This is a genomic window from Pseudomonas bananamidigenes, from assembly GCF_001679645.1.
GTDB classification, from domain to species: Bacteria; Pseudomonadota; Gammaproteobacteria; order Pseudomonadales; family Pseudomonadaceae; genus Aquipseudomonas; species Aquipseudomonas bananamidigenes.
On sequence record NZ_LRUN01000089.1, the window covers coordinates 1 to 16,802 of the forward strand.

Genomic DNA, 16,802 nt, shown 5'->3' on the forward strand with positions numbered 1-16,802 from the left:
ATCTTACTGAAGCGAGGCCATCTGGCCACGATTTGGCACACAGAATTTCTTGACGTCCATAGAGCATTGGAAGCACCTGATGCCATCCCGAACTCAGAAGTGAAACGTGAGGCTTGACCATATAACACCCAAGCAATTTGCGCTTAAGAGCCAGATCGTGCGTGAAGACGAAATCCGAAACCGAAAGTTCGAGTTCACAAACACCGATTGCTGTACAATACCCGATTTGCTGAAGCGAGGCCATCTGGCCACGATTTGGCACACAGAATTTCTTGACGACCATAGAGCATTGGAACCACCTGATCCCATCCCGAACTCAGAAGTGAAACGATGCATCGCCGATGGTAGTGTGGGGTTTCCCCATGTGAGAGTAGGTCATCGTCAAGATTAAATTCCGAAACCCCGATTGCGAAAGCAGTCGGGGTTTTGTCGTTTCAGGGCTCGCGAGCACACCATTCGGCGGGAATCTGGCAGAAATGCCATCCATTTCATACAAAGCGCTAAGTTTTCTTCGAATCGTGCCGACAGACTGGTGAGACATGCGTGCACCAAAGTAGAGCGGCCGTCAGAACGCTGCCTGCGCTGTACATGGAATGTTGCATCTGGAACGCATCCCCACTTTTGGCATAAGAAGTCCCATGAAATGAATCTCAAGTTCAGCCATAAAATTTTGTTGGCCGCCTCGGGCGTCGTGGTCCTGGCGTTCGCGTTGTTCACTTTTTACAACGATTACCTGCAGCGAAACACCATTCGCCAGAATCTCCAGTCCTCCGTCCAGCAAGCCGGTGATCTGACTGCAAGCAGTGTGCAGAACTGGATGAGCGGGCGGATTCTGGTGCTGGAAAACCTCGCGCAGAACGTCGCTCATCAGGGCCAGAATGCCGACTTCCCGGGTCTGGTCGATCAACCGGCCTTCACCTCGAATTTCCAGTTCACTTATGTCGGCCAGGCCAATGGTGTATTCACCCAGCGTCCGGACGCAAAGATGCCGGATGGCTACGACCCGCGTCAGCGTCCCTGGTACAAGCAGGCCGTGGCCGCCGACAAAACCATGCTGACCCCGCCGTACATGGCTGCCGTCGGCGGTCTGGTGGTGACCATTGCCATGCCGGTGAAAAAGAACGGCGAGCTGCTCGGTGTAGTTGGTGGTGATTTGAGCCTGGAAACTCTGGTGAAGATCATCAACTCGGTGGACTTCGGCGGCCTGGGCCACGCATTCCTGGTCAGCGGTGACGGTCAGGTGATCGTCAGCCCGGACAAAGACCAGGTGATGAAGAACCTCAAGGACATCTACCCGAACGCCGATGTGCGCATCCAGAAGGGTAACCAGAACGTGGTGCTCAATGGACAGGAGCGCATTCTGTCGTTCACTCCGGTCACCGGGCTGCCGAATGCCGAGTGGTACATCGGTCTGTCGATCGACCGCGACAAGGCCTACGCGGCACTCAGTCAGTTCCGTACCTCGGCACTGATCGCGATGTTCGTCGCGGTAGGTGCGATTGCGGTATTCCTGAGCCTGTTGATCACTGTGCTGATGCGTCCGCTGATCACCATGGGCCGCGCGATGCAGGATATCGCCCAGGGTGAAGGTGACCTGACCCGTCGTCTGGTAGTGGAAAGCAAAGACGAATTCGGTGAGTTGGGCAGCTCGTTCAACCAGTTCGTGGAGCGTATTCACGCGTCCATTTCCGAAGTGTCTTCCGCAACTCGCCACGTACACGACCTGTCGCAACGGGTGATGGCATCGTCCAACGCCTCGATCATCGGTTCTGACGAGCAAAGCGCACGTACCAACAGCGTGGCTGCCGCGATCAATCAGTTGGGCGCCGCCACCCAGGAAATCGCCCGCAACGCCGCCGATGCTTCGCAACACGCCAGCGGTGCGAGCGAGCAGGCCGATGACGGTCGTCAGGTGGTCGAACAGACGATTCAGGCCATGACGGAGTTGTCGCAGAAGATCAGCCTGTCGTGCACCCAGATCGAAACCCTGAATGCGAGCACCGACAACATCGGCCATATTCTCGATGTGATCAAAGGCATCTCCCAGCAGACCAACCTGCTGGCACTCAACGCGGCCATTGAGGCAGCCCGTGCCGGTGAAGCCGGTCGCGGCTTTGCGGTGGTGGCGGACGAAGTGCGCAACCTCGCTCATCGCACCCAGGAATCGGCAGAAGAGATCCACAAGATGATCACCTCGCTGCAGGTCGGCTCCCGCGAAGCAGTGAGCACCATGAACGCCAGTCAGGCGTCCAGCGAGCAATCCGTGGAAGTGGCGAACCAGGCGGGCCTGCGTCTGGTCAGCGTGACCCAGCGCATCGGCGAAATCGACGGCATGAACCAATCGGTGGCAGCGGCTACCGAAGAGCAGACTGCCGTGGTGGAAACCCTCAATGTCGACGTCAACCAGATCAACCTGCTGAACCAGCAGAGCGTGGCGAACCTCAATGAAACGTTGAAGGATTGCGATGCGTTGTCGCAGCAGGCCAACCGGTTGAAACAACTGGTCGACAGCTTCAAGATCTGATCTTTTGCGATCAAAAGAAGCCCGCTGCGGAGTGATCCGCAGCGGGCTTTTTCATGCCTTATACAAACAGCTTCAGCACATTGCCCATCGCATCATCGGCGAACCCCTGCACGAAGTCCTTGAACCCCGGCAGCGCTTCCGGGCCACCGGAAGCTGGCTCGGCAATGATCGTCCAGGTCGCCCGTGACTTGCCCGAACCCAGCGACTCCACGTTCATCGCTGCCCACAGATTGGCTACGCCCAGGGTGTTGTAGATGGTGGTCCAGGTCATGCTCAGCGCCTGGTCATCCCGGGAGTTGAGTTGCTCGACCACGACGTTGCCATCCTTGAAGAACTTCTTGCGCAGCGAAGACACACCTTCACCGGTCATCTCGATGTGTGACAGCGCCGGAATGAAACGGTCGAAACCGTCGAACTTGCCGACCACCGCCCACACCTGCCCGGCGTCCGCCGGCACTTCCACCGAAGATACGACATGGCAGCCGTGAGGGTTCTTGATCAGGGTGTCGGGTTGAAGATTGCTCATGGTGTTGCTCCTTGGTGGTTGAGTCAGATGAAGTTGATTTCTTTCAGGTAATCGCAGCCGCGACGCAGCAGCGCCGGGGATTTTTCCGGGTAGCGCGCGCCCATCTGCTGCACGCCGGCCTGGGCATTGGCGTGGCCGATCAGGGAGATGTCGCCGATGTCTTCCTCGAAGCCGTTGAGGTAGAAACCGAGCACGCCGAACAGCGCGTTGTCGGCATCGACCCGGCCCAGTTGCTGCTGCCAGTCGGCGACGCTGACCAGCGAAAACTCGCGGCCGGTTTCACGGAACGACGCGACGTAGGCATCCCAGCTCAAAGGCTCGGGGTTATGCAGGTTGAACACCGCCCGCTCCGGCGAATAACGGCTGGCGTGGAAGGCGATGAAGCGGGCGAGAAAGTCCACCGGCATCAGGTCGAAATTCAGCGCGAAGGCTGGCACCTGCCCGAGCTGGATCGAGCCCTTGAGCATCAGCATCAAACGGTTCTTGTGCGGCTGGCAGACGCCGCTGAGGCTGTTGAAGCTGATGTTGCCGGGCCGATACAAATTGACCCGCACACCAAGTTCCCGTGCGCGTTCCAGGATGCGTTCGCCGACCCATTTCGACAGGTTGTAGCCGTTGCGGATGTAGATCGGCGGCGTCGGGGCGGCGGGCAGTTCCAACACCCGGCCGGTATCGTCGACGGTGCTGGAGGCTGACAGCGTCGAGACGAAATTGAACACCTTCTTGCTGCGCCCTTCGCACAACCTGAGCAGTTCGAAAACCGGCTCGACGTTGTCCGCTGCCAGCGACTCGTAATCGAGGACGTGATTGACGTTCGCTGCATTGTGCACCAGCGCGCCGAACTCGCGATCAAGTCGCTCGTAGTCGTCATCGGACAGGCCCAGCTGCGGCCGGGTGATGTCGGCCGAATAGACCCGCACCCGACTCAGGTCCAGATGCTCCAGCCGGTTCTCCCGAAGCGCCTGGGCAAAGCGCTGCACCGCCGTTTGCCCGGCGCCGTCGCGTACCAGACACGCGACCTCGCTGGCACCCCATCCCAGCAGCGCCTCGACGATGTGCACGCCGACAAAACTGTTGGCGCCAGTGACGATCACCTTGTGTACATCGCCCATGCGGCTGATCGGCAACGGTTCGATATCCAGCGCTCGCTCGGCGTCGGCCATCGCCTGGGCGCTGAGTACCGCGCTGTCATCGGTGCCGCGCACCAGCGTGGCGAGCTTGGTGATGGTCGGCAGCTCGATGAAGCGATTGATCGAGATGCTGCGACCGAATTCCTCCCGCAGACGCAGGAGCATGCGCGACAGCAGAATCGAGTGACCGCCGAGATTGAAGAAGCTTTCGTCGGTGGAGATGTCGCTGGTCGGCAGCTCCAGCAATTCGCCCCAGATCTCCAGCAGCAGCGCTTCGTCGGCGTTGGCCGGCAGGCATTTCGGGCCGCTGTCCTGCACGCTGACCGGCAGCTCCAGCAACGCCTTGCGATCGACTTTGCCGTTGGCCGCGAACGGCATGTTCGGCAGTTCCGTCCACGCTACGGGTTGCATGTAGTCGGGCAAGAACTGCTGGGCATGTGCCTTCAGTGCATCGCGTGCGGCATCCGTTTGCGGTTGGGCGATAAACGCCAGAATCCGCCGTTGGCTGTCGATCACCACGGCAATCTGCCGATACAGCTGACTCTCGCGCAGACACCGCTCGATCTCTTCAGGCTCTACCCGAAAGCCACGAATCTTCACCTGATTGTCGCGTCGCCCGCACAGCTCGATGCCGTCTTCGCCCCACTTGGCCATATCGCCGCTGCGGTAGGCGCGCAGACGCTGGCCGTCCGGCAACTCCAGATCCAGATAGCGCTCGGCGGTCTGCTGTGGATTGTTCAGGTACCCCAGGCACACACCGGGGCCGACGATGAACAGTTCACCCACGGTCTGCTCGGGCACAGGTTGCAGATCGTCATCGAGGATCAGTACCTGACTGTTGGCAATCGGCCTGCCTAGGCTGCGATTGCTGTCACCCGGCTGCAGTTGCCGCGCGGTGATCAGCACCGTGGCCTCGGTAGGGCCGTAAAGGTTGTGCAGCTTGCCCTGACGCGTCAGTTGCTCGATCACGAACGGCTCGCAGACATCGCCGCCGGTCATGATCTGCCCGACGCTTTGCAACTGCTCCAGCGGCAGGATGCTCAACAGTGCCGGCGGAAGGAATGCGTGAGTCAGCTGTCGACGGCGGATCAGCGCCGTCAGTTGCAGTGGATCGCGCCGCTGATTGTCATCGGGCACCACCAGTTCCGCGCCTTCGAGCAAGGTCGGGAAAATGTCGATCAGCGATGAATCAAAGCTCAACGACGAGAACTGCAACACCCGGCTCTCAGCGTGCAACTGCACGTAATCGGCGTACCACGCCGTGAAATGAGCCAGGTTCGCCTGACTGAGCAACACACCCTTCGGATGGCCGGTGGTGCCCGAGGTGTAGAGCGCCATGCAGGGTGAGTCGAGCTGCGGACGCTGGCGCAGCAACGGCAGTGAGAGATCTGCGTCGGACTTGTCGATCCGCATGACATCCAGCCCCGGCATCGAACCACTCAGCGGATGTTCGCCGTCATGCAGCAGCAACACTGCCCCGGCGTTTTCCAGGATGTACTGCTGGCGCTGCAACGGGTGGCTCGGCTCCAGCGGCAAATACACCGCGCCGCTGCCGAGAATCGCCAGAATGGAGGCAAACAGCGCATCGCATTTCGGCAGGCAAATCCCCACTATCCACGGTTGCGGTTGTGCCTCGAGTATTGCCAGCAATCGCTGCTGGATCGCACGGCTGTGATCATGCAGCTGGCGATAGCTGATCGACTGTTCGGCGAGGTGCAGCGCCGGGCGCTCCGCGTGCTTGAGCAGGCTTTGTTGCAGGCGCTCGATGAGCGGGGTCTGCGCCTGTTGCAACAAGAACGGATTGGCCGTGGCATTGAAGCGATGGACGTAGGCCAGGCTGTCGAGAAACAGCAGGTTTTCCACCTGCTCGAAGTCCGGCGCCCGGGCCGTCGTCGCGTGCTGGAAATACTCGGCATCGCGGGAGAAGCGGCTGACCAGCAGCGCGACTTCGTCCACCACCAGCGCGAGTGTTCGCTGGCGCAGGGCCTGACCGTTGCCGGAGGGTTCGTCAGCGATGGGCACGCGGCTAAGCAGTGTCGAATTGCACAGGCACAGCAGATCGAGCACCGGCAAACCGCCGCTGCCCGTTGCACCCACACCCAGGCGCAATGTGAGCTGCGGTGTCGCGCCGTAAGCCTGCGGAGCAAGACTGCCGTCATCGATCACCAGATCCAGCGACAGTGCAGATTCCGTCAGCAATGAATGACCGTGTTGTTCGAGCTCCAATGCCAGGTCGGTCAAGGCCTGGCTGCGGCCCCTCAGCAAAATGTCGAGACGTCTCATGTCAGCCTCCTTGTCATACCAGGTAGTCGCGCAGGGCGTGCTGTACGCACGGTGTGTCGAGCAGTGAACTGTTGTGGAAAAACCGCACGATGTTGCCCACCAGCGGGTGGTGGCGATTGATCGGGAAGGCCAGCCCGGCCATCTCGTCCTTCAGTGCGCGGCGGGTCGCATCGTTGACCGGCAAGGCATCGATCAGGCGCAGGTCGAAAGACTTCTGGATGTCGTTGGTCAGGTAGTGGCCGATGAACACCGGCAGGATTTGTGCGATGCATTCGCGATCCGCATCGCTTGCGGTGTGCCAGTAGATGCGTACCATCCTCGCCCAGAAGCTCGAGTGCCGGCCCTCGTCGAGCAGATGGTCGGCCATCAGGCCCTTGATCGACGGCTTGATCGTGTCGTCCCGGGCGAACGCTGCGACATCGCCGGTCACGGTGTTCTCGGCGATGGCGACGCAGATCAGTTCCACTGCGCTGCGCAGATGTTCCGGAGCCAGTTCCACGGCAGCAGGAATCGCCCGGCTCAGTTCGATTTCATTCGGCAACTCGATGGGCTCGATACCGGTCATGGCGACGGTCTGCTGCATGAAATCCATCGCCACCAGCGCGTGGTAATCCTCGTCCACGACAACGGTCATGGCGTCGTAGCGGCAGGCGAACGGGAAGGCCACGGCGAAGCGATTCTTGGCGATGCTGCGAGCGGTCTTGTCGACGATCTCCGTTTCGAAAATCACCACGTCGTTGATGAACTTGTACAGCGTCTGCACCAGGGCAAAATCACGCTGATCCGGACATTCGCGCAGGAAGGTTTCACTCAGTACAAGCGGTTGGCGGCTGAGCGGATAGATCAGCCGCGCATCGTCCTCCAGCACGCGGCGCGGTCGGGTGCGGATGGTGGCGCGGCTTTCCCAGGCGTCGGCGAAGGATTGGTAGTCGGCGGCGTTCATTCGGCCACCTCCGCCAGCGACTCGCGCATGCTCTGGCGCAGGCCGTCCCATAGCGCGATGCGGCTTTCCACGGCGGCGATGGCGCTGGCATAGACCTCGGCTTCACGTTGCGGATCACCAGCGACCAGACGCTCCAGCAGATGCTCGGCGGCCGGGCCGTGATCTTCGGAGTCGACTTCGATGTGTCGCTCCAGGTAGTAACGGAAGGTCGGCGCCTGTTCGACACCGATGCCCCAGGCATCGAGCATGCGCTGGAACATGGTTGGAATCACACTCTCGCGCCCATGCAGAAAAGCCGCGGCAACGCTGTGCCCTGGTGCGTGCAGCGCGGTGTGCAGGGTGTCGCGGACGAACTGTGCGGCAGCCGGATCGACATCGACACTTTGCAGCGCGACGTCGTAGCTCACGCCCTCTTGCTGCAACGCGACGAAACGCTCCACCGCCGAGGTGTTCGCACCGACTTCGCGCATCGCATCCAGGTACAACTCGAAATGACTGTAATGACCGTGGGACAGTCGGTCGTCCGACTCTTCGCCCAGCACGATTTCATTGATAAGCCGCGCGGCGTGCGGATCGCGCGGTGGCAGCCACGGCAGTCGGGTGCAGGTCAGTTCCTGTTGCAGGCGTTTGGTCAGCGACATGAAATCCCATACGGCAAATACATGGGATTCCATGAAACGTCGCAACACCGACAGCGAATCGATTTCGGAGAAGATCGGGTGAACGCTGAGTTCGGCTTTCTTTTGGGCGAGTTGTTCTTTAGTTGGCATGATGCGAGCCTCTGGCTTATAGGGATATAGGGACTGCTCAATCAATGGCTAACAACGTTGGATATATATTCCAGGCGAGCGATAGCCTCATTCGTTTCGATGAAAGTTGAAGTTGTAGAGAGAGGCCTGGTACAACGGCACGCCGGTAAAGACTGGCATGCGCCGGGCCGAACTGTTGGAGCTCGCCGGTTTTTCGGTGCGATAGAAAACCCGGCGAAGAAAAACTAATACATCGCAAAACAACTTAACAAGTATATTTTTAATTAATTTAAGTTTGCTGTTTTTTGGGTATGAGTTGGGCTGATAAAACTTTTGATTAAAGTTTTATTTGGGCGTAGTTGCTCCTTCCGGTGTTTAAAGACCAAAATTGAATAACAAGAGTGAATGCCTCACTCGAAGCAACTTTCTAATGAATTGATTGAGATGATCTGAGGGGATGAAGTTGGCCTGGTACGGCGGCGTATCTTCCTTTTCCCGTGACAAGGCTCCTTCCGTAGGTTCCTGGTGCGGGGACTGCTGCCGGGGCGGCGCGTCCCCGTTCTATAGTGGGTTGGCGATCCAAGGGTGCGCGTAATTCGGCGCCGCGGCTATCGTCGAAAATGACTTCCTTGCGGTGCAAATTCCGGGCTGTCCGAAGCTGGGGGGAGGTTAGAGCGCAGGCGCGCAAGTGCCACGGCAATTGAGCGTGACCGAGATGGGTATTTGTAAGCGGGTTATTCACCGGGTGAACGCGAGTCCACCCGGAAGGGGGAGAGTCAGCGGGCTGTCTTGCGGTTCTGGGCGGCGGGGCTGGCAAGGTATCGGGTGATGACCTCGACACCGCGATTGAGGTGTTGCTCCAGCAATGCCACCGCGAGCGGGGTGTCCCGTTGCTTTACGGCTTCCAGCAACGCCCGGTGATCGTCCTGGGAGATCTTGCCCAGTCCCATGGCCTCGAGGTTGAAGCGCAGAAAGCGTTCCTCTTCATTCAAGCCGTCCTCGACCAGCCGCAGCAGACGACCGTTCGGGGACTGGCAATAAAGTGCCATGTGGAACAGACGATTGAGCCGGCCGATTTCGGTGTAATCGTGCTCGGTTTCCAGCTCTTCGATATAACCGGCGGCGCGTTCGTGATCGGCGCTGGTCAGCAGCGGGATCGACTGGCGCAACGCTTCGGACTCCAGCAGGATCCGCAGCTCGTAGGTTTCGGTCGCATCGCCCTGGATCAGCGGCGCCACCACGGCCCCCTTGTGGGCGACCACGCTCAACAGGCCCTGGGCTTCCAGTTGACGCAACGCTTCGCGCACCGGCATGCGGCTGACGCCGAAGAGGTCCGCCAGATCCTGCTGGCGCACGGCGGTGCCGCACGGCAGGCGACCGTCAAGGATCGCCGAGCGCAGTGTTTCTTCGATGACCGAGCGCGCCAGATGCGCGGGAATCGGCCCGTCGACTTTGATGCTGTGGAGTGGCTTGGGCTTCTGGGTCACAACTGCACACCCTGTTGACTGCGAAATTTGGATCCAAAGGACACTAGTGATTGCTCTACGGGTTGTCAAACCGTGTAGAAGAACCCTGTCACATCTGAAGTTTAGCGCGCATGCGATGATCTCAGGGTGCCATTGTTTTTTGCTGGACTAACCTTCACCATCAGACGCCTTTCCTCCTGCCCTGGATGCCTAGCATTGGCGGTACGTTTCGCGATCCCCCGGTTCGCGCGCTGGTTTGTCTGCGCGCTGCTGCTGGCCGGCATCATGCTGGGCGGCCTGCATGCCGATTGGGATTTTTCCACGATCAGCCGCAAGGCCACGGCATTGTACGGACCGCTGGGTGCCGGGCAACAGCGGATCGATGCCTGGCAGAACCTGCTGGCCACGCAGAAGCAGGTCAGCGAAATGGAAAAGCTCAAGGTGGTGAATCTGTTTTTCAACAAACAGATGCGCTATGTCGAGGACATCGACCTGTGGGGCCAGGTCGATTATTGGGAAACCCCCATCGAAGCCTTGTGGAAAGGTGCCGGTGACTGCGAGGACTACGCGATCGCCAAGTATTTCAGCCTGCGCCACCTCGGCGTGGCCAGTGACAAGCTGCGTATCACCTACGTCAAGGCTCTTCGCCAGAACCGGGCGCACATGGTGTTGACCTACTATTCCAGTCCCGATGCCATGCCGCTGGTGCTCGACAGCCTGATCGACCCGATCAAACCGGCCTCCGAGCGTACCGATTTGCTGCCGGTCTACTCTTTCAATGCCGAAGGTCTGTACCTGCCGGGAGCCAAGGGCAACAAAAAGGTCGGTGATACCAAACGCCTGTCACGCTGGCAGGATGTGTTGAAGAAAATGCAGGCCGAAGGATTCCCGGTCGAGACGACTAACTAGGAGCACGCGCTCAGATGTCTTTGTTCAAACAGCTGTTGATCGCTATCTGTCTGTTCCTGGTGGTCGCCTTTACCGGCAGCTTCATGGTCAGTCTGGAGAGCTCGCGCACCCAGTACGTCAACCAGTTGCGCTCCCACGCCCAGGACGCCGCCACGGCGCTGGCGCTGTCGCTGACACCGAATATCGATGACCCGGCGATGGTCGAGCTGCTGGTCAGTTCGATCTTCGACAGCGGTTATTACTCGAGCATCCGTGTGGTCGATCTGAAGACCGACCAGACCATCGTCGAACGCAGCGGCATTCCCGCCGTCACCAACGTTCCGGACTGGTTCGTCAAGCTGATCGGCCTGGAGCCGGCCGGTGGCGATGCGCTGGTCAGTCGTGGCTGGGAGCAGGCGGCGCGGGTCGAAGTGGTCAGCCACCCGATGTTCGCCCTGGCCAAGCTCTGGCAGAGCGCGCTCGGCAGCCTTGGCTGGCTGCTGGTCTGCGGCGCCGTCAGTGCGGTGCTCGGCGCGCTGTTGCTGCGTCGCCAGTTGCGACCGCTGGATTACATGGTCAAGCAATCCCATGCCATCGCCCGTCGCGAATTCCTCAGCCTGCCCGACTTGCCGCGCACACCTGAACTGCGTCGCGTGGTGCTGGCCATGAATCAGATGGTCGAGAAGCTCAAGGCGTTGTTCCAGGAGCAGGCCGAACGCAGCGAAAAACTGCGCACCGAGTCCTATCAGGACAACCTCACCGGGCTGGCCAACCGGCGTTATTTCGAGATGCAACTGAACACCCGCGTGAGCAATCCGGAGCAGGCCAGTTCCGGTTACCTGTTGCTGTTGCGGGTCAAGGACCTGGCCGGGCTGAACCAGCGTCTCGGCGGTCAGCGCACCGATGAATTGTTGAAAGCGGTCGGTCAGCAACTGTCCCGCGAATGTGCCAGATACCCGGAAACCCAAAACCTCGTGACCCGCATTCGTGGCGGTGAGTTCGCCGTGCTGGCGCCGGGCCTGACCCGTGAAGAAGCGCTGCAACTGGCGCAGAATCTCAACAGCGCTCTGGGCAGTCTGCACGCCACCGGTGCTACTGATGTGCCTGCTGTGGCTTCCATCGGTCTGGCGCCGTTCGCCCACGGTGATTCACCGCAAGCGGTACTCAGCCTGGGGGATCAGGCGCTGGCCCAGGCCGAAGGTCAGGGCGAGCAAAACTGGGCGTGCCTCGATCAGAGCCTGGTGGCGGATGTCGGCGATGATCATCACGCCTGGCATCGTTTGCTCGATCAGGCCCTGAATCAGCGGCGTTTCGAACTGTTCTTCCAGCCCGTGGTGGCGGCGCAGGACACGCAACTGGTGCTGCATTACAAAGTGCTGTCACGCCTGCTCGACGAGCAGGGCCAGACCATTCCCGCCGGGCGTTTCCTGCCATGGCTGGAGCGCTTTGGCTGGACCGCGCGACTGGACCGGTTGATGCTCGAGCGAGTGCTGGAGCAAATGGCCGGCCATGAAGAATCCCTGGCGCTGAACCTGTCCTCGGCGACCCTGGCCGATCAACAGGCGCTGAATAAGGTGTTCGAGATCCTGCGCTCGCATTCCAATCTCGGCTCGCGTCTGACCCTGGAAATCGGTGAGGAGCAATTGCCGGAGCAAGCGGTGCTGGAGCAGTTGACCCGGCGCCTGCGTGAACTCGGTTTCTCCCTGAGCCTGCAGCGTTTCGGCGGGCGCTTCAGCATGATCGGCAATCTGGCGCGGCTGGGGCTGGCGTACCTGAAGATCGATGGCAGCTACATCCGCGCGATCGACCAGGAGAGCGACAAGCGCCTGTTCATCGAGGCCATCCAGCGGGCGGCGCACAGCATCGATCTGCCGCTGATTGCCGAGCGGGTCGAGACGCAAGGGGAGCTGTCGGTGATTCGCGAGATGGGGTTGTACGGGGTTCAGGGGCAGCTCTTCGGTGAGCCAAAACCCTGGTGATGAATTGTCAGTTCCCACCCACAGCGTGGGAACTGACAGGACAAAAAGATCAGATCAACCCGGTCTCTTCATCATCGATCAACTGGCTCAATCCGCCCAACGCTACCCGGGCCTGGTTCCGGTCCATCAACTTGGCCTGTGCCGCCGGCGGCAGGTCGGTGACGCGGATCACGCCTTTCTGGGTGAGGACCTGAATCAGGTCGTCGAGCACCCGGATCATTTCCAGATCGCTCTGCTTGAGCTGTTTGAGGCTGTTTTCCACGGCGGCGTTGGCAAACCAGGCCTGGATTTCATGGTGGTCGGCCGGCAGCGTTTCCGTGGCCTCGGCCCAGGCCGCAGCCTCCACGCGACTCAACTGACCCTGCGCATCGCGTTGCACGTAAAACATTGAGCATCCCTCGAAAATGGACTGGCGTCATGCTGTCAGCAGCATAGCCAACTGCACGGGAGTATGCGGTGTGGCGACGAAATCGTCACCGCAAAGAAAGGCGCAAACGTGACGACCGCCCCATTGGGGCGGTCGTTTTGTTCACGCATCAGCTGTTGTTGTGGTCGACCTTGATGGTCGGGTCGCTGCCGGCAATCAGGTTGTGAATGTTGGCAGTGGACCAGTTGTTGCCTTCCAGTTTGATCGTCACGTCCGGTGTGGCGGCAGCCGCATCGGCGGAGTTGAACTTGCCCGCCGAGCTGACTTGCAGCGACGACACGCCGTCGACCGTGGTGATTTTCAGGAAGTTGTCGATGGTGCTGCCGGTCTCGCCCTGCAGCAGGTCACGCAGGTCGATGCGGTCACCTTCGCTGGCGTTGAAGTCCTTGATCACATCGTTGCCGGTGTCGCCTGCTTTCCAGACGAAAGTGTCGGCACCGGAACCGCCGATCAGGATGTCGTTGCCCTGACCGCCGATCAGTGTGTCGTTGCCGGAGCCGCCCAGCAGAATGTCATTGCCCTTGCCACCATCGAGCACGTCGTTGCCGCCATTGCCGAACAGGATGTCATTGCCTGCGCCGCCCAGCAGTGTGTCGTTGCCGTCGTGGGCACCGGACACATCGAACGCCTGATAGTGCTCGGTGATGTACTGGTGCACGTTGCTGGTGGTGACTTTGCTGACATCGACGCCGGTCTGCTGCGCAACGAACGCCTGCATCGCCTGGTAACCCTCGCCGGCAATGCCGTTGAAGCTCACCAGGTCGCCGAACAGGATGTCGTTGCCGTCGCCACCGTTGACCGTGTCGTTGCCAGGCATCGTCGCTTCGGTGTGGCCGATGATCGAGTTCGCCAGGTCCTTCGGATCGATGTTGGTCTGCGGGTTGTGATCGGTGTCGTACGGTTTCAGGTCGTTGAGGCTGACACCGCTGTTGATCCCGATGGCTTCCACGTTGGACAGGTTGCCCAGCAGCGCGAAGGCGCTGTTGGCGTTGTCGGTGGTGGCCGAACTGGTGCTGCTGCCGGAGCCTGCCAGGTTCGACAGCTCGTAGGTGCCGTCGCCCTGGGCGTGAATCGTACCCAGACTGTTCCAGTTCCAGCTGCCGTTCTTGTACGTCTGCAGCACCACGGCACCGGCCGTGCTGATGGTCAGGTAGTGCGTGCTGTCGATGTAGGTGCTGAAGCTGTCGCCCAGTTTGTAGTTGCTGGTCTTCACCACGTCGTCGAGCTTCACGTTGCCGTACAGCGTCGGGTTGGTCTGTTCGCCGCTCTGGTAGTAGGTCGGCTGGCCGTCGGTGATGAAGTACGTGAGGTTCTTCGCCCCGGTATTGGCAAGCGCTTCGGTGCTCTGGAAGAAGTTGGCCGTGGCCTTGAACACGTCTTCGTAGTTGGTGCCGCCGCCGGAGGTCATCGAGTCCAGCACCGCTTTGAGCTTGGTCAACGCGTTCGGGTCGTTGAGGTTCACCGACACCGACTTGTTGACCTGGGTATCGAAGTCCACCAGGAAGATGTTCACCGTACCCGAGTTGTTGCCCATGCTCTGCTTGAGGGTGTTGAACACCGAGGTCAGCGAGTCTTTGGCGGCGTTGATCGATGAGGTGCTCATGCTGCCCGAGCTGTCGACCATGAATGCGATGTTGTAGTTGGTGCCCGGCACCACGGTCAGGCCGCCGATGTCGGCGACGATGATGTCGTTGCCATCGGTGCCGGTGACGGTGTCGTCGGCCGAGGTGGCGACTATCGAGTTGTACACCGCCGGCACCACGGTGACCGGAATGGTCGCGGTGGTGCTGGCCGAGCCACCCAGGGCCTCGGTGGAGGTCGAAGTCACGGTCAGGTTGAACTGGCCGTTGTAGTAGGCCGGCGGGGTCACGGTCAGGCTGCCGAGGTTCCAGCCGGTGACGTTGGCGTCGCCGCTGGTGGCGGTCACGGTGAAGCTGTGACCCGCGCCGTCGCTGAGCACCGAACCGACCGGTGCGCCGCTGATCTTGATGCTCAGGGTTTCCGAGCCGTCGGTGTCGGTCAGCGCGGTGCTGATCGACGACAGTTTCACGGTGGTGCCTTCAGCGCCGGTGTTGAGCTTGTAGCCGTCGTAATAGCCTTCGCCGTTGGTGCCGTGCAGGTCGGAAACGGTCACGCCGGAGTTCACCAGATCCTGCACGCCGGTGTAGATCGGCACGCCGGCACTGCTCAGGTCGATCGGCGCAGCGCCGTTGACTGACAGGTTTACGTCGTAGCTGCCCGGACCGCTCTGGTTGTGGTGGTAGATCTCCAGGGTGTAGTAACCGCTGGTGGTCGGGGTGAACGAACCGTTGAGGTTGCCGCCCGCGCCCCAGGTCGTGGAGGCCACGTTCTTGCCGCCGATGTTCACCAGCAGGCTGTCATCGCCGGTGCCGGTAAAGGTGTAGGTCTTGCCGGCTTCGAGGTAGATCAGGCCGGACGTCTTCGACGCCGTACCTGCCGCCACGTTGCCGTCGGACTGCACATTGGTCACGTTGCCTTTGGAGTTCGCGGTGCCGGCGCCGTCGATCACGTTTTTCAGGGTGGTCGAGTTCGCGCCGCTGCCATCGGTGCCCAGGCCCGACAGACCAGTCCAGACTTCCTTGACCAGTCCGGTGGACTTCACGCTGTTGTCGGCGACCGACAGGGTCGGTGCATCCGCCACCGGCGTGATGTCGATCTTGATCGTGCCGGTGTTGCCCAGCAGTTGACCATCGGTTGGCTGGAACTTGATCTGTGCGTAGTCAGCCTGGTTGTTGCCCACACCGTTTCCGCCGTAGCCGTTCGCGCCCGATTCGTTGGCGTCCGGCAGGAAGCGCAGCTTGCCGGCATCGATGTCGGCCTTGCTGAAAGTCTGGTTGGTGGCGACATCTTTCCAGGTCGAGCCGTCCAGGTACTGCAGTTTGCCTTCGCCCGGCAGCTGGGTGATTTTCACGCCCAGGCTCGAGGCCGGGCTGTCGACGTCGGTGACGCCGAAGGTCGACCAGCCGAGGATCAGCGGGGTGTCTTCGGTGCCGGTGACGTTGACCGGAGCAGCGACCGGCGCGTCGTTGACGGCCACCACGTTGACCGTGGTGGTGGCGACGTTGGAGTAATTGCCGCCATCGGTCACCGTCACAGTGATGATCCGCGGCACGGTGCTCGGGTCTTCACTGCTGTTGGTGAAGGTGATGTTCTTGATCGCCTGCATGTAGTCGGCGAGCGTCGCATTGCCTGAGAGGGTCAGCGTGATCGTGCCATTGGTGCTGTTGGCGTTGATGGTGATGCCGTTGACGCTGTTGCCCAGGTTCAGCGCATCGCCGTCCTGACGGTTGGTCAGCACGATGGTGGCGCCGGTCAGCATGGTGCTGTCCGGGTCGGTGATGCTGATGTCGGTATCGGCAATCGACACGCCCGCGCCCGGCGTGTTCTCGGTAAAGGTCACCTTGTAGTCGGCCCCGGTGGCGCCGCTGGAGTTGTTGGCGTCGAGGTCGAGGACTGGTGGCGCATCGTTGTCGATGATCGAAGTGCTGACGCTGCCGTTGGTGCTGCTGACGGCCAGGTTCTCGAAGTTGCCGCCGGTGGCCGAGTCGATCTTGACCACGAAGTTCTCGGTGCCTTCGGTGATCTTGTCGTCGATAGTCGCAACGTTGAATTGTGCGCTGCTGGCGCCCGCCGGGATCTTCACGGTGTACACGCCGGTGAAGTCCGAACCGTCGGCGGCGGTGCCGCTGTAGACGATCTTCAGGGTCACTTCGGTTTGCGCCGGGTGCGTCAGGCTGACGGTGTAGCTGGCGGTCTGGCCTTCGGTCACCGAGGTGCTGCCGGTGATGCTGACGGTGGTGGTGTCGATGGTGTCGGTGACGTTGGTCACCGCTGGCGTGTTGCTGGTCACCAGGTTTTCGAAGTTG

Annotated in this window: 10 protein-coding genes, 1 rRNA gene and 1 pseudogene; 5 read left to right on the forward strand and 7 right to left on the reverse strand. The window is 60.6% G+C overall.

The features are described 5' to 3' along the window. Window positions 1-271: 271 nt before the first annotated feature. From rrf to BBF94_RS28525, 3 genes and pseudogenes are all read left to right on the forward strand, one after another. Window positions 272-387 (forward strand): 5S ribosomal RNA (rrf, locus tag BBF94_RS25410). A 256-nt stretch (window positions 388-643) separates the two neighbouring features. Further along, window positions 644-1,669: pseudogene (locus tag BBF94_RS28520) on the forward strand (HAMP domain-containing protein); the annotation flags it as partial. A gap of 69 nt (window positions 1,670-1,738) precedes the next feature. Beyond that, window positions 1,739-2,524 (forward strand): methyl-accepting chemotaxis protein, encoded by a 786-nt coding sequence (locus tag BBF94_RS28525; RefSeq protein WP_404820990.1) that lies wholly within the window; start codon window positions 1,739-1,741, stop codon window positions 2,522-2,524. A gap of 58 nt (window positions 2,525-2,582) precedes the next feature. Here BBF94_RS28525 and BBF94_RS25420 read toward each other — a convergent pair whose 3' ends face one another. The 5 genes from BBF94_RS25420 to BBF94_RS25440 all read right to left on the reverse strand — a co-directional run bounded on the left by BBF94_RS25420 (window position 2,583) and on the right by BBF94_RS25440 (window position 9,642). Continuing rightward, window positions 2,583-3,050 carry an SRPBCC family protein gene (locus BBF94_RS25420; RefSeq protein ID WP_065261684.1) on the reverse strand — a complete coding sequence of 156 codons (468 nt, stop codon included), beginning with the start codon at window positions 3,048-3,050 and terminating at the stop codon, window positions 2,583-2,585. Between the two features lie 23 nt (window positions 3,051-3,073). After that, window positions 3,074-6,463: a non-ribosomal peptide synthetase gene (locus BBF94_RS25425; RefSeq protein WP_065261685.1), complete on the reverse strand. Its 3,390-nt coding sequence runs from the start codon at window positions 6,461-6,463 to the stop codon at window positions 3,074-3,076. Between the two features lie 13 nt (window positions 6,464-6,476). Continuing rightward, a complete protein-coding gene (locus BBF94_RS25430; RefSeq protein WP_065261686.1) occupies window positions 6,477-7,406 on the reverse strand; it encodes a diiron oxygenase in 930 nt (309 codons plus the stop codon). Further along, on the reverse strand, window positions 7,403-8,176 hold the full coding sequence (locus tag BBF94_RS25435) for a DUF3050 domain-containing protein (protein ID WP_065261687.1): 774 nt from the start codon (window positions 8,174-8,176) through the stop codon (window positions 7,403-7,405). The genes BBF94_RS25430 and BBF94_RS25435 overlap by 4 nt, the downstream gene beginning before the upstream one ends. Before the next feature lie 755 nt (window positions 8,177-8,931). Then, complete coding sequence (locus BBF94_RS25440) at window positions 8,932-9,642, reverse strand: GntR family transcriptional regulator (RefSeq protein ID WP_065261688.1); 711 nt, start codon at window positions 9,640-9,642, stop codon at window positions 8,932-8,934. Between the two features lie 195 nt (window positions 9,643-9,837). On the opposite strand from BBF94_RS25440, the gene lapG reads away from it, so the two are divergent. Both lapG and lapD read left to right on the forward strand, forming a co-directional pair. Then, complete coding sequence (gene lapG, locus BBF94_RS25445) at window positions 9,838-10,530, forward strand: cysteine protease LapG (protein ID WP_065261689.1); 693 nt, start codon at window positions 9,838-9,840, stop codon at window positions 10,528-10,530. 14 nt (window positions 10,531-10,544) lie between these two features. Further along, window positions 10,545-12,488 (forward strand): cyclic di-GMP receptor LapD, encoded by a 1,944-nt coding sequence (gene lapD, locus BBF94_RS25450; RefSeq protein ID WP_065261690.1) that lies wholly within the window; start codon window positions 10,545-10,547, stop codon window positions 12,486-12,488. A 49-nt stretch (window positions 12,489-12,537) separates the two neighbouring features. On the opposite strand, the gene BBF94_RS25455 is transcribed toward lapD, so the two are convergent. Beyond that, the gene (locus BBF94_RS25455) at window positions 12,538-12,876 is read right to left on the reverse strand and encodes a tryptophan synthase subunit beta (protein ID WP_065261691.1); all 339 of its coding nucleotides are present in this window, start codon (window positions 12,874-12,876) and stop codon (window positions 12,538-12,540) included. Between the two features lie 148 nt (window positions 12,877-13,024). Beyond that, on the reverse strand, window positions 13,025-16,802 hold a 3,778-nt coding region (locus tag BBF94_RS25460), incomplete at its 5' end, for a beta strand repeat-containing protein (protein ID WP_141676629.1).